Genomic DNA, 17,154 nt, shown 5'->3' on the forward strand with positions numbered 1-17,154 from the left:
TTACTCCCCTTCAACACGCATGATGCTGGCGACACCGCGCACGGTGTCGAGCTTGCGCAGCGCCTCGACGGTCCCGGAGAGGGCGGCGTCGGACGCGCGGTGGGTGACGACGACGAGGGATGCCTCGCCGTCCTTGCCCTGCTGGCGAACCGTATCGATCGATACGCCGTGCTCGGCGAAGACCGTCGCGACCTGGGCGAGCACGCCCGGCTTGTCGGCCACGTCGAGGCTGATGTGGTACCGCGTCACCACGTCGCCCATGGGGCTCACGGGCAGCTGGGTGTACGCGGACTCGCCGGGCCCGGTGGCCTCGGCGAGCTTGTTGCGGCATACGGCGACGAGATCGCCGAGGACCGCGGACGCGGTGGGCGAACCGCCCGCGCCCGGACCGTAGAACATCAGCTGCCCGGCGGCCTCGGCCTCGACGAAGACGGCGTTGTACGCCTCGCGGACGGAGGCGAGCGGGTGACTGAGCGGAATCATCGCCGGGTGGACGCGGGCGGTGACGGACTTCCCGTCGGCCGCGCGCTCGCAGATGGCGAGGAGCTTGACGGTGCAGCCCATGCGCTTGGCGGAGGCGATGTCGGCGGCGCTGACGTCGGTCAGGCCCTCGCGGTAGACGTCGTCGAGGCGTACGCGGGTGTGGAAGGCGATCCCGGCGAGGATGGCGGCCTTGGCGGCGGCGTCGAAGCCCTCGACGTCGGCGGTCGGGTCGGCCTCGGCGTATCCGAGGGCGGTGGCCTCGTCGAGCGCCTCGGAGTAGCCCGCACCGGAGCTGTCCATCTTGTCCAGGATGAAGTTCGTCGTCCCATTGACGATTCCCAGCACCCGGTTGACCTTGTCACCGGCGAGCGACTCGCGCAGCGGCCTGATCAGCGGAATCGCGCCGGCGACCGCTGCCTCGAAGTAGAGATCCTTCTCATGCTCCTCGGCGGCGGCGTAGAGGGTCGCGCCGTCCTCGGCGAGCAGCGCCTTGTTGGCGGAGACGACGGACGCGCCGTGCTCGAAGGCGGAGGTGATGAGGGTGCGGGCAGGCTCGATGCCGCCGATCACCTCGATGACGACGTCGATGTCACCGCGTTTGACGAGGGCTGTCGCGTCGGTGGTGATGAGCGCGGGGTCGATGCCCTCCCGCACCTTGGAGGGCCGGCGGACGGCGACCCCGGCGAGCTCCACCGGGGCGCCGATACGTGCGGCGAGGTCTTCGGCGTGCGTCGTCATGATGCGCGCCACCTCTGAGCCGACCACTCCACAGCCCAGCAGCGCCACCTTCAGCGGACGCGTACGCATCATCCGACCTCGTTTCCTTGCTTCAGCTTCACAGCTTGAGTGCGACCCAGTCTCACGCACCGGACGGAAGTTTCTATCCCTTGTCCAGATTACGAGACGTCTATTTCATCAGCCGACATCGAGACGCAGGAGATCTTCCTCCGTCTCACGCCGGACGATCACGCGCGCCTCGCCGTCCTTGACCGCGACGACGGGCGGGCGGAGTGCGTGGTTGTAATTGCTCGCCATGGAGCGGCAGTACGCGCCGGTGGCGGGCACGGCGATCAAATCGCCGGGCGCGAGGTCGGCGGGCAGGAACGCGTCCTTGACCACGATGTCGCCGCTCTCGCAGTGCTTGCCGACGACGCGGGCGAGCATCGGCGCGGCGTCGGACGTCCTCGACACGAGGGCGACGCTGTACTCGGCGTCGTACAGCGCGGTACGGATGTTGTCCGACATACCGCCGTCGACGCTGACGTATGTGCGCAGGCCGTCGAGCGGCTTGATGGTGCCGACCTCGTACAGGGTGAAGGCCGTGGGCCCGACGATCGCGCGGCCGGGCTCGACGGAGATCCGGGGCGTACGCAGCTTCGCGGCCTCGCACTCGCGGGTGACGATCTCGTTGAGAGCCTTGGCGATGTCGTGCGGCTCACGCGGGTCGTCGTCGGAGGTGTACGCGATACCGAGACCGCCACCGAGGTCGATCTCAGGCAGCTCGATCCCGTGCTCGTCCCGGATCTCGGCGAGAAGACGGACGACGCGATGGGCGGCGACCTCGAAGCCGGAAGTGTCGAAGATCTGCGAACCGATGTGGGAGTGGATGCCGATGAGCTCGACCCCGTCGAGCCTGAGGGTGCGTCGTACGGCTTCGGCGGCCTGCCCGCCCGCGAGCGGAATCCCGAACTTCTGATCTTCGTGGGCGGTGGCGATGAATTCATGGGTGTGCGCTTCCACTCCCACCGTCACGCGGATCTGGACACGCTGGCGCTTGCCCAGGCGCTGGGCGGTGTGCGCGACGCGGACGATCTCCTGGAAGGAGTCGAGGACGATGCGCCCGACGCCGACGCTCACGGCTCGTTCGATCTCTTCCTCGGACTTGTTGTTGCCGTGGAAGGCGATGCGGTCGGCGGGCATGCCGGCGTCAAGGGCGGTGGTGAGCTCGCCGCCGGAGCAGACGTCGAGGTTGAGCCCTTCTTCGTAGAGCCACTTCACCACTGCCCGCGAGAGGAACGCCTTCCCGGCATAGAACACGTCGGCGTCCTTGCCGAAGGCGTCGGCCCAGGCGCGGCAGCGGGCGCGGAAGTCGGCCTCGTCGAGGAAGTAGGCGGGGGTGCCGAACTCCTCGGCGAGCCGCGTCACTTCGATCCCGCCGACGGTGACGGCGCCGTCGTCGTTTCTGGCGACGGTCCTCGCCCAGACCTTCTCGTCGAGGACGTTGAGGTCGGTGGGCGGGGCGCTGTAGTGCCCTTCGGGCAGGACGTCTGCGTGGCGGGGCCCGGCGGGGTGTGCGGAACGGCTCATTCTTCTCTCACAGGTAGTCAGGGGCGGTGATGCCGAGCAGGGACAGGCCACCGGCGAGCACCACCCCGGCGGCTTCGGCGAGCGCGAGCCGGGAACGGTGGGCGGCCATGGGTTTCTCGTCGCCAACGGGCAGCTCGCCGAGCGGAAGCACGGTGTGCTGGAAGGCGAGAAGGGCGTCGGCGGTGCTTTCCAGATGCCGGGCGAGCCGGTCGGGCGCGCGAAGGCGGGCCGCGGAGGCGAGGACGGCGGGGTAGTCGCCTATGGCGGTAGTGAGGGCGGGGGCGTCGACGTGCGTCCGGGAGGCGCTGTCGAAGCCGAGCTGCTCGGCGTTGCGGGTGAGGGCGCGGGTGCGGGAGTAGGCGTACCGGACCCGGAAGAGGGGATTGCTCTCGTGCTGTACGAGGAGTTCGTCCCCGGCGGAGGGGTGGTCATGGGCGGCGGGCCGGAGGAGGGCCCAGCGGGCGGCGTCGGGGCCGAGCCTCTCGAAGAGGTCCGGGCCGGGGGCGGGGACGACATGCAGGGCTTCGCGGGCACCGTGCGTGACGTCGGCCCCCTGAGAGCCAAGGAGCTGGTGGACGGTCTCGGCCCAGATGCGGGCACGGAGCTCGTCGACGGCGTGGAAGCGGACGGAGACGCCGGCGGCTGAGTCCCCATACCCGTATCGGGACCCCTGCTCCAGCACCCGCCGTACGAGATCTTGCTGCGCGCCGTCATCCAGGGTGATGTTGAGGAAGCCCGGCCCGGTGATCTCGATCCCGGCAATCCCGGGGGCCTGGGCGATACGGGGCCGCAGGACTTCGGCGACGGCGCGTGGCTGCTGGCCCGCGGGCCCCGCCAGGCGGAGGGCGACATTGGTGGCGTAGTCCCCGGACCCCCCGGGCCGCGGCCGCTCGACGCTGACGCTCTCGGGCACGGGCGCGCGCAGCACACCGTCCTCCACCGCGCGGCACACAGCGTGCAGCACGGTACGGGAGAGCTCAGCGGGAGTCACGGGACAAGCGTATGGGAGGGAGGGGGGCCCTTCGCGAACCGGTTTCGCGATGCGGTCAGCCCCGTGCGCTTTCCGCCCGCCCGGCACCATGCATGCCGTCGACGGACGGCGGGCCCTCCCGGTGCATCAACTGCCGTACGAGCCGGACCAGCTCGGCCGGCTCGAAGGGTTTGGCGAGAAAGGCGTCCACACCGGCGCCGAGGCCGGTCTCCACCTCGTACTGCGTACAGGCACTGATGATCGCGACCGGCAGATGCCTGGTCCGCGGATCGTCCCGCAGCAGCGCGGCGGTCCGGAGCCCGTCGAGGCGGGGCATCACGACATCGAGGGTGACGACATCGGGACAGACCCGATGCACGACCTCCAGGCACTCGGCACCATCGGCCGCGGTCACGACCTCGAAGCCCTCCAGCTCGAGGTTGACCCTGATCAACTGCCGGATGACCCGGTTGTCGTCGACAACGAGCACTCGGCCGGATGCGCCTGACACAACTCGAGAGTAGGTCGGCGGGCAGGGCTGCGTCCGGGTTTTGCCCACTTCCACCCTGTGCGGGCGACCTGAGCTGGCCGTTGGCGGGCGCGGGGCGGGGCGCGGGGCGGGGGCTTGGGGAGGCGCTCGAGGTAGGGCTTGGGAGGCGGAAATACCTGTTCACGGGGACCGTGTGGGAGCTGGTAGGGTTCTACCCGTCGCCACGCAGTAGCGGGGCGTACGCCCCCGTAGCTCAGGGGATAGAGCAACGGCCTCCGGAGCCGTGTGCGCAGGTTCGAATCCTGCCGGGGGCACCCTGTATGAGGTGCCCAAAGACCCCGCCATCAGCGCTTTCGCTGAGGACGGGGTCTTGGCGTATGTGCAGCTGTATGCGGCTCGGAGCGGCCGTATGTCGGGGTCCGTGGACGAGGCGTGGACGGGATCTTCGAGCATCTGCCCAGGTCAGCCGAGCATCGCCACGTCAAGCCGAGTTGCCCTTCACCAGGAGCTGCCTCGGATGCGGTCACAGGCTGGCGTGCCAGTGCCGCTCTAGATCGTCTGTGTCGAATACGCTGCGAAGACGTCCAGCCTGGCGTCCTGGATAACGCGTACACAAGGGAATGCGGCCCGGTGGCGGCTCTTCACGTCGGCCCGGATGGCGCAGCTGCCGGATGCCTGAAGGGGTGTGGCATGAGGTCCCCAGGCGTGCACCTACGGGAGATCACCGACGACAACCGGGATGCCGTTCGTGCCCTCCGCGTCCGACGTGACCAGAAGCAGTTCGTCGCCTCCGTGTCCAAGTCGCTCAAGAAGGCGGCGAAGACGCCGGAGGCCAACCCCTGGTACCGCGCCCTGTACCGTGGCGACGAGCCAGTCGGCTTCGTGATGCTGTCGTGGAAACCGCCGGCTGGTCCTTTCAAAGGGCGGCACTTCCTCTGGCGCCTCCTCATCGACAAGCGGTACCAGAGGCGAGGGATCGGCCGAGAGGCGCTCACGCAGATCGCCGCCCTGGTTCGCGCGGACGGCGCCACCGAGCTGCTGACCAGCTACGAGCCCGGCGACGGCGAACCGTGGCCCTTCTACCAGAAGTTCGGGTTCGAGCCCACCGGGGAGATCGACGACGGCGAGATCGTTCTGCGGCTCACCTTCCCCGCTCGGTGAGCTCATACGGGAAGCCGCGGACAAACAACCGATGGCACACGGCCGAGAGACGACGAAGCCCCCGGCCTGTGGCTGGGGGCTAACGGCCTACGTGCGTGATCACTCGTATTCGCGCAACAACTCTTCGATCTTGCGGTTGGCGATCTCCTGCCGTCCGTCGAGGCACTTCGCGTAGCGCGTCAGCAGGACCTCAACGCTGTTGCCGGCACGCTCGGCGACCTCAGTAGGGTCGACGCCCGCGTTCAGCCACGTCGACAACGCCGAGTGCCGGAGGTCGTACGGCCGACCCGCAAGCGGCGAGGCCGCGACGGCAGGCGGAAGCGCGAGGAGCCGGGCCTCCTGCCACACGCGGTAGTAGGTCGAGGACGGGACGACCGAGCCCTTCTCGCTGAAGAACAGCCGCCCGTCGTCCGCCGTGCCGAAGGTGACCAGGTGCTCGCGGAGCACGGCGACAAGGTGTGGCGGGATAGGCACCCGCCTGACGTCCTCGGTCGGACGGTTCTTCAGCCCGCGGTCGTCGTGGGTCTCCCCCGAGTCGGTCCACTGCTTGCCGACCGACGGACGGGTCCGGTGGAGCAGCGCCGAGCCCCAGCCTTGTTCGGGAAGGTTCAGGTCCGTCTCGACGAGGCCGACCCCTTCCGCCGGCCGAAGACCACCGAAGTACATGGCGGCAAACAGACCCACAAGGCGACGACCACGGGCACGCCGGTAACCGCCCACGTAGGAAACGGCCGCCAGGAGATTGCGCGCCTGCTCCGGGTTGGCGACAACCCGGAGGTCAACCTGGTTGGACACCTTCGGCTTCTGCCAGCGGACAGCCGTGATGGGGTTCTCGCGCAGCTCCCCCAGGTCGACGGCGTAATTCGCGGCGTTGACGAGCGTCCGGCGCTTACGCCTCACGGTCTCTGCCGCTGCTGCCGTGCCGTCGAGCTTGAGTTTCAGTGAGTCGAGGACCGCGCGAGCCATGGCGGGCTCAGCGAGATCGGCGAGCGGTCGGGACGCCTTGGATACCCAGTGAAGAACGTTCCGCACGTCGTCCGGCACTGCCCGATCGTCAGGCCCCGGTAGCACGAAGGCCCAGTTGCGCAGTGCTTTGCGGATTGCCTCGTCGTACGGCCGCCCGGCACGCTCGTCGAGGAGTTCCAGCGTCACGCTGGTGAGGGATTCGTTGATGCCGTCTCGCGTATTGGGGGCGGCATGGGGCCACTTCATGGCGAGGTACTTGAGAGCGAAGGCGTACCACGACACGGCCGACTTCTTCTCTTCCATCGACGCCGGGTAGCCCGACTCTGTGTCGAACTCCTCGCCGTCGCGCATCGCACGCATTAGCTTCGTGCGGTAATGGTCGGCAAGTGCCTTGGTGCGAAAGGACTCCGAGAAGACATTGCCCGCCACAGACCAGCGGACACCGTACGAGGGTGTCTTGGTGTCTCGCTTACGGACGCTCCAGACTTTCACGTCGAGAGACTTCACGCCGCAGCCTCCAACTGCCGCAGCCAGGTCCGAAAATCGCTCCGCCAAACTCGAAGTTCCCCGTTGGGCAGCTTGAAAGCAGCCGGCCCCTGCCCGAGCTCGCGCCACCGGTAGAAGGTCCGTCGAGATACGTCACCGAGTTCGGCCAGGATCTGTGGAACGGTCATCAGCTCGTCTTTCACGTCATCGCTCCTTCCGGCGTGCGTTGGTCTTGCATGGCTTCGCGTGCGGTTTCTCGGTTGAGTCGGATGTCTTCGGCGATGGATGCGGCGAGGGCGGATTCGCCGGGGGTGTGGCCGTGGCCGGCGTATCGCCAGTCGGCGAGCACGAGCGTGGTCTCGGGTTCGGGCAGGCCGAGGGCTTGGCGTTGCTCGGTGGCGCGGTAGTCGGCGCGGACCTGACGCCGTTCGGCAAAGGTCGAGGAGTAGCGGCGGGACTTGGTCAGGAAGTGGCCGCGGAAGCCGAGCATGTGTGCCCAGGCCCAGAGCTTGCGGTCCGGGTAGAGCGGATCAAGGTCCCAGCAGGCGCGGATGAGCCGTCGGGCGTGGTCGGGTACGTGAACCGTTCCGGGTTCGGTAGGGACTCGATCGTTTGAGAGGATCGAGTCATGGCACGTCCTTCCCCTTACCCCCTTGAGCTGCGCAAGCGCGCGGTCCGCATGGTCGCCGAGGTGCGGCCGGAGTACGACACCGAGTGGTCCGCGATGAAGGCGGTCGCCGCCAAGCTGGGGATCGGGACGACCGAGACTTTGCGCAAGTGGGTCCGCCAGGACCAGATCGACAACGGGGCCCGGCCTGGCGTCACGACCGATGAGTCTGCCCAGGTCAAAGCGTTGAAGAAGGAAGTCGCCGAGCTCAAGCGGGCGAATGAGATCCTCAAGGCCGCTTCGGCTTTCTTCGCGGCCGAGCTCGACCGGCCACATCTGCGCTCGTGACCTTCGTCGACGAGAACCGGGACCGCTTCGGCGGCGTCGAGCCGATCTGCACCGTTCTCAACGAGCACGGTGTCGGTATCTCCCCCTCCACCTACTACGCAGCCAAGGCCCGGCCTCCGTCGCTTCGGGCGACCCGGGACGCGGAACTGAAGGCACTGATCCAGCAGGTGTTCGACGCCAACTACCGCGTCTACGGGGCCCGGAAGATCTGGCGCGAGCTGAACCGACAAGGTCATGCGGTGGCCCGGTGCACCGTCGAGCGCCTGATGCGCGAGCTCGGCCTCGCCGGCGCCGTCCGCGGCAAGAAGGTCATCACTACGGTCACCGACCCGGCCGCCGGCCGGGCCCCCGACCTGGTCGACCGGGACTTCGTCGCCCAGGCGCCGAACCGCTGCTGGGTCGCGGACTTCACCCACATCGCCACCTGGGCCGGGGTCGTCTACATCGCGTTCGTCGTGGACACCTTCTCCCGCCGCATCGTCGGCTGGTCGGCGGCCACGACCAAACACACCGAACTGGTCCTGGCCGCACTGGAGATGGGCCTATGGCAGCGCGATCGGGAAGGCAGTCCGCACCAACCCGGGCAGCTGATCCATCACAGCGACGCGGGCAGTCAGTACACCTCGTTCAAGCTGGCCACCCATCTCCAAGGCGAGGGCATAGCGGCGTCCATCGGATCAGTCGGCGACGCCTACGACAATGCCCTGATGGAGTCCACGATCGGTCTTTTCAAGACCGAGTTGATCAAGCCTCAGCGGCCCTGGAAGACGCTGTCCGAGGTCGAGTTGGCCACCGCCGAATGGATCGACTGGTACAACCACCGCCGACTTCACGGTGAGATCGGCCACGTCCCACCCGCCGAATACGAAGCCCACCACTACCTGACAGCCACAAAACACCAGGTCACAGTCACGCCATAGAGTCTCGATCAAACCCGGAACGGTTCAACGTGGTGTTGGTCGAGTTCGGCGAGTTCGCCGATGCGGCGGTCAAGAGCGCCGGTGGTCTCCGCTGCTTTGGTGGCGTACTTGGCAACGTAGGCGGCCACCTTCTGCTCGGTGATGTCGTCGCTGTCGAACGCCGTGATGGGCCGGACGTCGAGTTTCTTGCCCCAGCACAGCGTGAGCGCGGGCTGCCCGTCGACAACGGGCACGGTAACCGTGGTGTAGGGGTGCTTCCTGGCTGCGCGGATCGCTTGGGTGAGCAGGTCGAGCGTGGCCCACCGCGGTGGCAGGGTGCCGGGGCCGTCGGGTCCGTCGATGCGGATCACGGCGTGGAAGTGGATGGCATCGCGCTTTTGGAACTCCGCGACCTTGTTGAATGACAGCCGGGCAGCTTCTTTGAAGGCTTTCTGTGTGAGTCCTGCGGCGGCGGCGAGTTCGCGGCGGAGTCGGTTGATGAACCGATGCCACAGCTCTCCTGCGTGGTTGTTGAACAGCACTGCGCCCGCGTAGTCGTACGTCGCCGGGTCAAGCGGAGTGCCGAGCGCGGGATCGTCCTCACGGTGGCGCACGCCGCAGCGGCAGCGGCCGGTGTCGGGAATGTTGTGCGCGCGGCCAAAGGACGGGGCGGTCAGGGTGGCGAAGACGCGGGGCCGCTCACGGACGCCGGTGGGGATGTTCATGGCGTCGTCGCCAGACAGGCCCGCTCGCACCAGGCGGTAGGCGTCGCCCGCGTAGAGATAGGCGCAGGGCTGGCAGCGGGAGGCGCGGCGGTTGCCGCAGGCGATGCGCAGCCGGCCACCGGGCTCATCCTGCGTCGAGTACGTGTGCAGGACCTGGCCCGAAGCCTTGTCGCGGGTTAGGCTCCAGCCGGTGAGGTGGATGGGTTGTGCGCAGCCGCCGGTCCTCTTGATCTGGTCTTGCCAGCGGTCGAAGTCGGGGGCCGAAGCCACCCTGAGCAGGTCGCCCAGGGTGGTCGGATCGAGCGTGTCAGCCACGGGCAGCCCCCAGCGCATCCGTCAGGAGCGGGGAGGCGAGCAGACCGGGGGGCGGGGTCCACAGGCCACGGGCACCGGGCCACATCAGGGGCTCGGCGAGCGGGACGACGGTGGACAGTCGCCAGTGCCAACTACCGCGGGCGGACCAGAGCGTGCACCAGCCGTCGTCTTCGTGGCAGTTGTCCAGGCGGGCGACGGCGACCACAGCGCCTCGAGGGAAGGGGCGGCGCAGGAACGGGCGTGCCAGCGGGGCGTCCTTCGCGTTCGGGTCGGTGGTGCGTCCGGCGTGGATGAGCAGCAGACCTCGGTGCTCGGTGGGCCAGGTGCGGTTCTCGATCCGCTTGGTTCCGTGGGCGATGGCGCTTGCCCAGGGCTGCCACACGGTCAGCGCCAGGACCTCAAAAGCGGGGGCGGGAGTGTTCATGCGCTCACCGCCTCGGTGGCGAGCGAGAACACCGCGTAGATACCGACCGTCGACTGGCCCAGTTGCGTGGTGAACTCCAGCTTGGTGCGCTGGTTCAGCGCGCTGAGGGTGACGTCGTTGGTGTCGATGTGGAGGGCTTCGCGCCACGCTTCCAGGTCGCTGGCGGTGTCGAGCAGAACGTGTGCCTTGGTGGGCGTGATGCTGCTCGTGGTGATGTAGCCGCCGGGCAGGTCGGGGTGCGTCTGGGCGAAGCGGGCCAGCGTTGCGAGCAACACCTCTTGAGCGCCGAGGGCTTCCCTTTCGATCTCGTTCATGCCGACACCTGCCTCTGCAGCGGGCGGCGGGTGGTGACGAGCCAGTGGGGGGCGGTGCCGGTGCCGTGGCAGGCCGGGCAGGCGACGGGCAGGGTGGTGCGGGTGCCGTCCTGGTTGCGGGTGCCGGTGGTGACGGCGACGACGGGGAAGCCGTCGCAGTCGGGGCAGATCCGGGCAGCGCGAAGAGCGCGGTCGGGCATCATGGGAGTTCCTTCCGGTTTCAGTGATCGGGTAGGGGCTTGGCCGTCCGGGCGGCGGATACTTGGCGGTAGAGGCCGCCCGGAGGGCCGGTCATTTGCGCGGGGCTTTGGGCACCTTCAGGGCGAGGGTGATCAGTCCGCCACCGCCGATGAGGGTGGGAACCGCTGTCTTGATCGCTACTGCGGTGGTGGCGGCCACCTTCACCAGGGACAGCACGGCCACGGTGGCGATGTAGACCAGGCCGCAGACGCCGACGGCAGCCACGAGGATCAAGACCACCGGACCGGTCCATGAGCGGGGCGTGGTGTGGACGATGACGACCGATCGCGGGTCGGTGCCCGGCGGGATCAGGTCGGCCGGGATGTGGCCGCTTCGGAGCTGTGCGTCGGGGCGTATCACGGTGGTTCTCCCTTCTGGGCTGGTTACTTGGTGGTGCCGTTGACGACGTCGACACCGGTCTTGGTGCCGGACTCGATCGCCGGGGCGAGGAAGGTGTCGGCGAGGAGGAAGCCGCCGAGGAGAAGCACGACGATCAGCCAGGTGGGCGGGCGCATGAGCTTGATCCCGAAGTAGCCGACGAGGGCGACCACGAGGACCAGGGGCAGTTCGACGTTCACGGCTGGTCAGTCCTTTCCGGTGAGCTGGTGGGCGATGGCATCGGCCAGCTGCGGGGCGACGCCCAGGCGGGCGCGCAGCGTGGCGGGGTCGATCGGGGAGCCGGTGGCGGTTTGGTGCGCGTCGGCGACCTTGCGGGCGTGCGCCAACAGCGCAGCGGGCACCGGGATGGCGGGCGGCAGAGCCGGAACCGGATCGGGCTCGTCAGCCGGGACCGGGGCGGGTTCGTCGCGGGTCAGGGCGATGTCCGGGGTCGGTGCGTCGACGGGGGCTGTTTCGGGGCGCGGTTGCGTGGGTGTGTGGACGAGGAGGGTGCCGCCGAGGAAGGCGAGGGCGGGCCAGCCGGCCACCAGGATGCGCAGCCAGTCGGGCACGTCGTGCAGGTCGAGCAGTCCCGCGGTCGCCACGTTCGCTCCGAGGGATGCCGCCAGGGCGACCGTGAACCAGGTCCACGCGGCACGGGTCGGGCCGCCATCGGTGCGCAAAATGCGGAGTCGTCGCCAGGCAGCGACCAGGAGCAGGTCCACGCTGATCGGATAGGCCCAGGCCTTCCAGCCGTCCTGCCCGGCAGCTTCGGCGATGTCGTGCAGGTGGGCGAAGGACAGCGCCCCTGCGATCACGGCTTGCACTAGTACGGCGTCGGGTCGGATCGAGCGGGTCACGGGTCTTCACCTCCTTCACAAGGTGGTTGGGGCCGGGGGCCGGGCGGGGCTCGCAGGTCCTGCCGCCCGGCCACCGGCGGGGATCTAGTCGGTCGGGGCTTGGCCGGTGCCGAAGCAGGTCAGGCAGAGGGCTTCCTGCCGGTCGCTGCTCTCGCGCTTGCTGCGGGTGCCGACGTTGAAGGCTTCGGAGACCTGACCGGTGGTGCAGTCGGGACACGGCTTGGGCTTGGCCGGGCGGCGGGCGGTGCGCTTGGGTGCCGTCACGGGGTTTTCTCCTTTCGGGCATGGCAGGGGTAGGGACCTGGCGCGAAGCGGTCACACCGACCGTGTGGAACGAGGAACTACGGACCGCTGGGAGCCGCCACCGGTACGGCCGCCGGTGCGACGGTCGCGACCTGCGGACGGAACCCGTCGAGGGCGGGGATGTGCGGGGTGAGGTGGGCGAACTCGCGGCATACCGCGGCGACTTCACCGAGCGTCGTCTTGGGGGTGCGGATGCGGGACCAGCCGCCGGAGGAGTCGCCGGCGATGGCGGTTCCAGCCCGTTCGGGGGCGATGTTGGTCGCGGCGAAGACGGCGAGTTCGTTGATGTCGCCCAGGCCCATTTCTGCGGTCTGCTGGTCGTTGCAGCGGTGCACCACGCGGCCGGTGAGCTGGGCACGCAGGGCGGTTGCGCCCTTGCCGAGTTCGGAGCCGAAGCGCTGCCCACACACCTCCAGGTAGATGCCGACCGCGCGGGCCAGCTGCGCCAGGCGGACCAGCTGCGTGACCATGCGGTCCCGGCGGGCCGTGTCCGCCTTGGAGGTGATCAGGAACAGTTCGGCGATCTCATCGATCAGCACCACGATCGGCACCGGGCGCAGCTTCCTGGGCAGGCCCCAGATATCCGAGGTGATGTCCTGAAGCGGGGTGCCCGGAGCGATGCCCTGGTGCAGACACAGCAGGTCGAAGCGCTCTTCCATCTCCACGACCAGGGCATCCAGCAGACCGTCGGCCTGATCCGGGGTGATGGCGAGTGCCGACAGCCGAGGGGCGAAGGGACTCTGTTCCACGCCCCGTTTGCAGTCGATGCCCACCAGGGCGACATCCAGCGGCGCCAGGCCTTTGATCAGGCAGCGTTGGTACATCGACTTGCCCGACTTGTTCGCACCGAGCGTGAGGGCGTGCGGGATGTCCTGGTAGTTGCGGACGTAGGGCAGGCCGTCTTCCCGCAGGGCGACCGTCGCGGAGAGCGGTCCGGTAGGCAGCCGGCGCGGCATCCGCACGCGGTCGAGGACGTCGAAGCCGGTCAGCCGCAGATCCACCACACCGGGTTTGATCTCGGAGACATGCACGGAGTAGATGCCCCAGGCGTGCCGCAGCCGTTCGGCCGACTTGACCACATCGTCCGGAGCCAGTCCCGCAGCAAGCCGCAGGCGAAGGCGGAGACCGGTAGTAGTGGGGCGTACCCCACGAACCTTCGGGATACCGGGCCGTGCCGCCGTGTCACCGACCGACAGCTTCTTGGCGAAGACCTTCCACCACGGCGGAGCCACGGTCAGCTCACACGCCTCCATCGTCGCCCGGTAGGAGGAGAACACCCGATACAGGGCGGCCGGAAGACCGACCAGCGTCCAGTACACGGCCGGGGCCTTGATGCGGGCCACCATGAGCAGGGCGGTGACTATCACCACCAGGACCAAGAGTGTTCCACCAGACATGGCGGTCAGCCCTGGCCGTTGGCGGCGGCCGGAACCTGCTGAGCCATGACCGCGGTGGCGCGGTAGCTGATGCCGTGCCCGAAGTCGTTCTCCCACGGGCGGGCCACCAGACCGGGCAGAGCCACCGGCACTCCGGGGAACAGGTCCGGCTGAATGCCGTCCTCGGCGACCACGATCGTCAGCGCGTCCGGCCGGCCGTCCACAATCACAGCCACGTTCACGTTGTACAGCGTCTTGCCGGACTGCCGGTCGGTCGCGATCTCGCCGGTCTCCCGGTTCTTGACCTTCGGCTCAGGGGCCTGAATGAGCATCACCGTCATGGCGGCGGTATCTACGGGGATCTGACGCATCGTCTTGTCTCCTGTGGTTGGGGCCGATTGGAACCGCCGTATCTAGCGGCTGAGATCAGGAGACCGCAGGAGGTGATGGACGCATCACGGTCCGTATGGACGTTTGGGGACGTCTGAGTTATCGTCAAAACGTCCCTGACGTCCAAGGGAGGACGGTACGAAATGGCGAACGAACGTCTGCGCGCAGCGATTTCGGCGAAGGGCGAGACGATCCAGTCGCTAGCCCAGCATGTCGGGGTTGACCCGAAGAGCGTGGAGCGCTGGATCACGACAGACCGAACGCCGCACCGCGGACACCGTTGGAAGGCATGCAGCTTCCTCGGCATTGATGAGGTGTACCTCTGGCCTACGGTTTCCAAGCAGGCCGAAACTGCGAGCACTTCGGAGCTGGTGACGTACTACCCCCACCGAGGGGCCGTCCCGTCCGCGCTCTTGGCGTCGCTGATTGACCAGGTCGCCGACCACATCGAGATCCTGGTGTACGCGGGGCTGTTCCTGTTCGACAATCACCCGGACCTGCCAGACCAACTCGTAGACAAGGCCAAGGCGGGGGCTCAGATCCGGGTACTCCTCGGTGACCCGGACTCGGAGATGGTTCGCCAGCGCGGCGAGGAAGAGGGTATTGGCGGCGACCTTGCCGCACGGGCGCGCATTACACGACGCTACCTCGAACCGGTCACCAAGACGCCGGGCGCCGAGGTCCGGCTACACGGCACGATCCTCTACAACTCCATCTACCGGTTCGACGACGACATCCTCGTGAACCCGCACGTCCTCGGCGCACCGGCCGGGCAGAACCCCGTTCTGCACTTCCGGTACATCCCCGGCGCCCGGACGTTCCGGCACTACATGAAGAGCTTCGACTATGCGTGGGAACTTGGCACCCCGTCCTGACCCCGCTCGGCGGGCACCGTGCGACGCTGGAGTCATGGCCCGCATCGACTACGTCAACGACCCGAACGCCCCTAAGGCGAACAGCATCGTCCCATCCGTCACTGCCGTGACCCTCAATGAGGCGGGAGAGGTGCTGCTGATCCACAAGACGGACAATGATCTGTGGGCGTTGCCGGGCGGCGGTGTCGACGTCGGCGAGTCCGTCGCGGACGCCGCAGTACGCGAGACGAAGGAAGAGACCGGGTTCGACATCGAGGTGACGGGACTGGTCGGCCTGTACACGAATCCAGGGCATGTGATGGCGTACGACGACGGCGAGGTACGGCAGCAGTTCTCGATCTGCTTCACGGCCACGATCTCCGGCGGGGAGCTGCGCACCAGCAGCGAGAGTAAAGAAGTTGCCTTTGTGTCACCGGACAGGCTCGACGAACTGAACATCCATCCGTCGATGCGGATGCGGATTGACCACGGCTTGGCCGGCAGGACGAAGCCGTACATCGGTTAGCCGGTGATGGCGACCCAGCACAGCATGAAGGGCCGACGAGCCATTGGCCCTGCGATCTGTCAGCCGGCGTTCAGGCGCCCTTGGGTGCGTTCAACAGCAGCTCCGAGATACGGCCGGGCCTTGCTGATCGCGTTGTGCACTTCGCTGCCGGGCTCGTAGCGAACCAGGATCTCGCCAATGCGCCGATCGAAGTCGAAGCGCTGCCCGGCTGGACCAGTAGTCATGTCGGCGTAGATCAAGGCATCCAGAACCGGGGAGTCTTTCCCGCTCGAATACGGCTAGTTCCGCCGACAGGCCACGTTGCTCCGCCTCGTACACGGCCCCCGAGTGATGGGCGACGAGCCGCACCAGGCGGTCAGGAGCCCCGAGGGACGCCAAGTGTCGAGCCCCGTCAAGCGGGTGGAAACCAGTGTCGCGTAGCTCGGGCGCATAGCCGATGTCATGCAGCCAGGCAGCCGCAACCAGAAGATCTTGCTCGTCATCGAGCACGGCCTTCGATGCCTCTGCGGCTCGCGCTGCCACAGCCTGAGTATGAAGCCACCGGTCTCCGAGGGGCGACAACAGCGACTCGGCCAGTTCGGCCGCTCTCTGAGGCGTGTCCAGGCTGAAAGGCATGAGTGGCACGGTAGCCCAGCTCAGCCGCGGTCCAACAGTTCGGCACCGCCAGGCCCGAAGCACGCGGACAGACTTTCCCTACATCATCAAGGCTCGCTGCGCTCGCTGCCCGACCGGGGTTCGGTCAGCGAGTCAGATCATTGCCAACCCAGCCGCCGTCACGCAGCACAGCTATAACGGGGCAGGCTCCATCCCCATGCCCGCCATGAGCTCGAGTGGCCCCAGAAGGCTTCAACGACACCAGGGCACCGGCACATCGGGAGAACGGCGGAAGCTCGGGAGAAACACCACAGTTGACGCTGGGGGCGTCTGCATTCCCGGCCTCCTGAACAGCGATGCTGTCTGACGCAAGGTCAGAGGTGCCGCGCACAGCGCGGCGGCGCCGGCCGGACGCCGCCGCGCTTGCCCCTCCATGTCTACGCCACCGGGGCCGCACGTCGTCGCCCGCCCGCGCCCACAAAGGGGCGAAAAGAAACAGGCCGGGGGTGGGGACGGTCGGCTCCACGGCTTTACCCACACTCCCCGATTCGGGTCCCGCGTCGAGCAAGACCAGGGGGCCACTCGGACACATTGCGGGCAGGGGACAAGCCTGCCCGAGTAGCCGGCAAGCGTACGGCCCCCTGATCATGCCCGACCCCAAACCGGGCAGGACACCGGCCAAACCCGCTCCACCGACCTCACGCGGTCAGGCTTCAGGACCCGGCTTACCAGTCGCTAAGGAATCCATTGTCCCTCACTGAGATCTTGTTGAAGCTCGTCCATGCCCTCTGTGGCCTTCATGATTTCTCGCTTTGAGCGCGCAAGCCGTCTTCGCCCTGTGAGTCGTGCCAGTCGCGGGCGCCAAAGGGCGTCGTGAACGACCTCTGTAGCAGCCGAGAAGGCGTCTGCATGCTCGGCAATTAGGTACCCGCCGAGCTCGAAGTCGCCATCCGCCTCGAGATTTCGCTTTGTTTCCCTGTACATGGCCACCGATATTCGGATGTACCACTTTGATACATCCCGTGGCACGCTAGCGACCATGGCCGCCGACTCGAACGCGTGTAGTGCGGTGAGGAGTTCCTGCCACTCACCTTCTTCGCCACCCGCCCACCGAGCCGCTTCTACCGTTGCCATCACA

Annotated in this window: 20 protein-coding genes, 1 tRNA gene and 3 pseudogenes; 5 read left to right on the forward strand and 19 right to left on the reverse strand. The window is 67.8% G+C overall.

Annotated features, from left to right (window positions below; genetic code table 11):
* From QFZ67_RS12025 to QFZ67_RS12040, 4 genes are all read right to left on the reverse strand, one after another.
* A complete protein-coding gene (locus QFZ67_RS12025) occupies nt 1-1,290 on the reverse strand; it encodes a homoserine dehydrogenase (RefSeq protein WP_307665816.1) in 1,290 nt (429 codons plus the stop codon).
* 108 nt (nt 1,291-1,398) lie between these two features.
* The gene (gene lysA, locus QFZ67_RS12030) at nt 1,399-2,790 is read right to left on the reverse strand and encodes a diaminopimelate decarboxylase (RefSeq protein WP_307661079.1); all 1,392 of its coding nucleotides are present in this window, start codon (nt 2,788-2,790) and stop codon (nt 1,399-1,401) included.
* Nucleotides 2,791-2,797: 7 nt separating this feature from the next.
* Nucleotides 2,798-3,781, reverse strand: a complete 984-nt coding sequence (gene nrtL, locus QFZ67_RS12035; protein WP_307661080.1) for an ArgS-related anticodon-binding protein NrtL — start codon at nt 3,779-3,781, stop codon at nt 2,798-2,800.
* Nucleotides 3,782-3,836: 55 nt separating this feature from the next.
* Nucleotides 3,837-4,319, reverse strand: a complete 483-nt coding sequence (locus QFZ67_RS12040; RefSeq protein WP_373429990.1) for a response regulator — start codon at nt 4,317-4,319, stop codon at nt 3,837-3,839.
* Nucleotides 4,320-4,492: 173 nt separating this feature from the next.
* On the opposite strand from QFZ67_RS12040, the gene QFZ67_RS12045 reads away from it, so the two are divergent.
* Both QFZ67_RS12045 and QFZ67_RS12050 read left to right on the forward strand, forming a co-directional pair.
* A tRNA-Arg gene (locus QFZ67_RS12045) sits at nt 4,493-4,564 on the forward strand.
* A gap of 376 nt (nt 4,565-4,940) precedes the next feature.
* Complete coding sequence (locus QFZ67_RS12050) at nt 4,941-5,411, forward strand: GNAT family N-acetyltransferase (RefSeq protein ID WP_251017293.1); 471 nt, start codon at nt 4,941-4,943, stop codon at nt 5,409-5,411.
* A 99-nt stretch (nt 5,412-5,510) separates the two neighbouring features.
* On the opposite strand, the gene QFZ67_RS12055 is transcribed toward QFZ67_RS12050, so the two are convergent.
* The 3 genes and pseudogenes from QFZ67_RS12055 to QFZ67_RS12065 form a co-directional block, all read right to left on the reverse strand.
* Entirely contained in the window at nt 5,511-6,884 is a 1,374-nt protein-coding gene (locus tag QFZ67_RS12055) for a tyrosine-type recombinase/integrase (RefSeq protein ID WP_307661082.1), read from the reverse strand.
* Nucleotides 6,881-7,051, reverse strand: a complete 171-nt coding sequence (locus tag QFZ67_RS12060; RefSeq protein WP_307665817.1) for an AlpA family transcriptional regulator — start codon at nt 7,049-7,051, stop codon at nt 6,881-6,883. The genes QFZ67_RS12055 and QFZ67_RS12060 overlap by 4 nt, the downstream gene beginning before the upstream one ends.
* Before the next feature lie 11 nt (nt 7,052-7,062).
* Nucleotides 7,063-7,440: pseudogene (locus QFZ67_RS12065) on the reverse strand (replication initiator); the annotation flags it as partial.
* 51 nt (nt 7,441-7,491) lie between these two features.
* Between QFZ67_RS12065 and QFZ67_RS12070 the strand changes: the two are divergent.
* Nucleotides 7,492-8,738, forward strand: a protein-coding gene (locus QFZ67_RS12070; RefSeq protein ID WP_307659156.1) for an IS3 family transposase whose coding sequence is annotated in 2 segments (ribosomal slippage) — nt 7,492-7,774 and nt 7,774-8,738 — 1,248 coding nt in all. Because the reading frame shifts where the segments join, the coding sequence is not laid out codon by codon here.
* Nucleotides 8,739-8,764: 26 nt separating this feature from the next.
* Here QFZ67_RS12070 and QFZ67_RS12075 read toward each other — a convergent pair.
* From QFZ67_RS12075 to QFZ67_RS12120, 10 genes and pseudogenes are all read right to left on the reverse strand, one after another.
* Nucleotides 8,765-9,775, reverse strand: a pseudogene (locus tag QFZ67_RS12075) (replication initiator); the annotation flags it as partial.
* Nucleotides 9,750-10,181 (reverse strand): ASCH domain-containing protein, encoded by a 432-nt coding sequence (locus QFZ67_RS12080; RefSeq protein WP_307661083.1) that lies wholly within the window; start codon nt 10,179-10,181, stop codon nt 9,750-9,752. The pseudogene QFZ67_RS12075 and the gene QFZ67_RS12080, both read right to left, overlap by 26 nt.
* Entirely contained in the window at nt 10,178-10,495 is a 318-nt protein-coding gene (locus QFZ67_RS12085; RefSeq protein WP_307661084.1) for a hypothetical protein, read from the reverse strand. Before QFZ67_RS12085 ends, QFZ67_RS12080 begins: the two co-directional genes overlap by 4 nt.
* On the reverse strand, nt 10,492-10,698 hold the full coding sequence (locus QFZ67_RS12090) for a hypothetical protein (protein ID WP_373429991.1): 207 nt from the start codon (nt 10,696-10,698) through the stop codon (nt 10,492-10,494). Before QFZ67_RS12090 ends, QFZ67_RS12085 begins: the two co-directional genes overlap by 4 nt.
* Nucleotides 10,699-10,786: 88 nt before the next feature.
* The gene (locus tag QFZ67_RS12095) at nt 10,787-11,095 is read right to left on the reverse strand and encodes a hypothetical protein (RefSeq protein WP_307661085.1); all 309 of its coding nucleotides are present in this window, start codon (nt 11,093-11,095) and stop codon (nt 10,787-10,789) included.
* 23 nt (nt 11,096-11,118) lie between these two features.
* On the reverse strand, nt 11,119-11,313 hold the full coding sequence (locus tag QFZ67_RS12100) for a hypothetical protein (protein WP_307661086.1): 195 nt from the start codon (nt 11,311-11,313) through the stop codon (nt 11,119-11,121).
* Nucleotides 11,314-11,319: 6 nt separating this feature from the next.
* Nucleotides 11,320-11,973, reverse strand: coding sequence for a DUF2637 domain-containing protein (locus QFZ67_RS12105; protein WP_307661087.1), 654 nt, complete (start codon nt 11,971-11,973; stop codon nt 11,320-11,322).
* Nucleotides 11,974-12,057: 84 nt separating this feature from the next.
* On the reverse strand, nt 12,058-12,237 hold the full coding sequence (locus QFZ67_RS12110) for a hypothetical protein (protein ID WP_307661088.1): 180 nt from the start codon (nt 12,235-12,237) through the stop codon (nt 12,058-12,060).
* 77 nt (nt 12,238-12,314) lie between these two features.
* Entirely contained in the window at nt 12,315-13,673 is a 1,359-nt protein-coding gene (locus tag QFZ67_RS12115; RefSeq protein ID WP_307661089.1) for an FtsK/SpoIIIE domain-containing protein, read from the reverse strand.
* Nucleotides 13,674-13,678: 5 nt separating this feature from the next.
* Nucleotides 13,679-14,023, reverse strand: coding sequence for a hypothetical protein (locus tag QFZ67_RS12120; protein ID WP_307661090.1), 345 nt, complete (start codon nt 14,021-14,023; stop codon nt 13,679-13,681).
* Nucleotides 14,024-14,185: 162 nt separating this feature from the next.
* Here QFZ67_RS12120 and QFZ67_RS12125 point away from each other — a divergent pair, with 162 nt between their 5' ends.
* Nucleotides 14,186-14,917, forward strand: coding sequence for an XRE family transcriptional regulator (locus QFZ67_RS12125; protein WP_307661091.1), 732 nt, complete (start codon nt 14,186-14,188; stop codon nt 14,915-14,917).
* 34 nt (nt 14,918-14,951) lie between these two features.
* Nucleotides 14,952-15,422: an NUDIX hydrolase gene (locus QFZ67_RS12130; RefSeq protein ID WP_307661092.1), complete on the forward strand. Its 471-nt coding sequence runs from the start codon at nt 14,952-14,954 to the stop codon at nt 15,420-15,422.
* 59 nt (nt 15,423-15,481) lie between these two features.
* Here QFZ67_RS12130 and QFZ67_RS12135 read toward each other — a convergent pair whose 3' ends face one another.
* The gene (locus QFZ67_RS12135) at nt 15,482-15,661 is read right to left on the reverse strand and encodes a phosphohydrolase (protein WP_307661093.1); all 180 of its coding nucleotides are present in this window, start codon (nt 15,659-15,661) and stop codon (nt 15,482-15,484) included.
* Between the two features lie 133 nt (nt 15,662-15,794).
* Nucleotides 15,795-16,037: pseudogene (locus QFZ67_RS12140) on the reverse strand (phosphohydrolase); the annotation flags it as partial.
* Nucleotides 16,038-17,154: the final 1,117 nt, after the last annotated feature.

This window comes from Streptomyces sp. V1I1 (assembly GCF_030817355.1).
GTDB lineage: Bacteria > Actinomycetota > Actinomycetes > Streptomycetales > Streptomycetaceae > Streptomyces.

Coding starts and splice junctions, on each gene's coding strand:
- QFZ67_RS12025 (WP_307665816.1), bottom strand. CDS start 1,290: ATGCGTACGCGTCCGCTGAAGGTGGCGCTGCTGGGCTGTGGAGTGGTC.
- lysA (WP_307661079.1), bottom strand. CDS start 2,790: ATGAGCCGTTCCGCACACCCCGCCGGGCCCCGCCACGCAGACGTCCTG.
- QFZ67_RS12050 (WP_251017293.1), top strand. CDS start 4,941: ATGAGGTCCCCAGGCGTGCACCTACGGGAGATCACCGACGACAACCGG.
- QFZ67_RS12060 (WP_307665817.1), bottom strand. CDS start 7,051: ATGACCGTTCCACAGATCCTGGCCGAACTCGGTGACGTATCTCGACGG.
- QFZ67_RS12080 (WP_307661083.1), bottom strand. CDS start 10,181: ATGAACACTCCCGCCCCCGCTTTTGAGGTCCTGGCGCTGACCGTGTGG.
- QFZ67_RS12085 (WP_307661084.1), bottom strand. CDS start 10,495: ATGAACGAGATCGAAAGGGAAGCCCTCGGCGCTCAAGAGGTGTTGCTC.
- QFZ67_RS12090 (WP_373429991.1), bottom strand. CDS start 10,698: ATGATGCCCGACCGCGCTCTTCGCGCTGCCCGGATCTGCCCCGACTGC.
- QFZ67_RS12115 (WP_307661089.1), bottom strand. CDS start 13,673: ATGTCTGGTGGAACACTCTTGGTCCTGGTGGTGATAGTCACCGCCCTG.
- QFZ67_RS12120 (WP_307661090.1), bottom strand. CDS start 14,023: ATGCGTCAGATCCCCGTAGATACCGCCGCCATGACGGTGATGCTCATT.
- QFZ67_RS12125 (WP_307661091.1), top strand. CDS start 14,186: ATGGCGAACGAACGTCTGCGCGCAGCGATTTCGGCGAAGGGCGAGACG.
- QFZ67_RS12130 (WP_307661092.1), top strand. CDS start 14,952: ATGGCCCGCATCGACTACGTCAACGACCCGAACGCCCCTAAGGCGAAC.